This window comes from Aerococcus sp. L_32, from assembly GCF_050689315.1.
In genome coordinates, this window is the sequence record NZ_JBOEQF010000620.1 from 1 (window position 1) to 1011 (window position 1011).

The 1011-nt window shown below is 39.8% G+C and carries 1 protein-coding gene and 1 pseudogene; both read left to right on the plus strand.

The window, feature by feature from the left end:
• Positions 1-259, plus strand: a pseudogene (locus ACRCJ0_RS15210) (3'-5' exonuclease); the annotation flags it as partial.
• Between the two features lie 350 nt (positions 260-609).
• Positions 610-948, plus strand: coding sequence for a hypothetical protein (locus ACRCJ0_RS15215; protein WP_431391048.1), 339 nt, complete (start codon positions 610-612; stop codon positions 946-948).
• The last annotated feature ends 63 nt before the right edge of the window (positions 949-1011 follow it).

Consider the following 1011-nt stretch of genomic DNA (forward strand, 5'->3'; position numbering starts at 1 on the left):
TGTGTCACCGCATTTATTAGAAGCTGAAATCCTACATCATTTAGACAACTTAGATGCTTCTATTCAAATGATGACAACTGCTTTGGACCATACAGAACCTGGCGAATTTTCAGCCCGCATTTTCGGTATGGACAACCGGGCTTTCTATAAACCTAAAGGGCAAGTTGCTAGCGAAGAAAATCAAAATCAAGAGACAGAAGACGAGGAAATTACCCTAGATTTCCAAGGGTCAAATGATGACCTACCATTTTTTGAATAAAGCATTATAATTAGAGAACCAAGTCTTTACCTGCAAACAATCAGGTAAAGACTTGGTTTCTTTTTTTGCATATAATTTCGAATTTAGTCAAACAATAGCCAAAGTTTACAGAGAATTAACGTGGACGTGATATTCTGTACTACTGCGAAGAAAATGTACTTTATGAAGCCTTGATTGAGTTAGGCGATGAAGTGGCGCCAGTAGCCATGTTACATGGGGTGACTACGGGTAAATAGTGACGACTGGGGATATCCAAGTTTTTTCCAAGAGTCAGACCACGATATCAAAGGAATTGGGGCATTTTTATCCAAACGCCTGAAGCCAAATTTGTCCATACGGTCGACTTTCGTTTGACGGGCTACCATCCTGAAAAAGTCGATCAGTTAGAACGGGCTATCAATCAATTTGAACCAGCTTATGCCAAGGTCTACCAGGTCTTTTACCCGGATGCGGATTTTCTGATACTGTCCGAGGATATGTCAAATGATGTGGGTTCTAGTCTGGAAAATAAACCGGACTACATCAACCTAAAATCACTGAAAAAAGTCCCAGAATTGTATCTTTTACAAAATGCTTTTGAAAATATTTCAATCTTGGCAGCCTTAAAACCAGCAATTTACCTACATACAAATGGGGAACCAATTGGGGAATATATGCCAGCTTATAGCCAAAGGATTGCCTATCTATAAAGTATAGACATTCCCTTCGTGTCATTTGGCGTCAGTGGTCACGCTAGGGAGATGAATTTACTC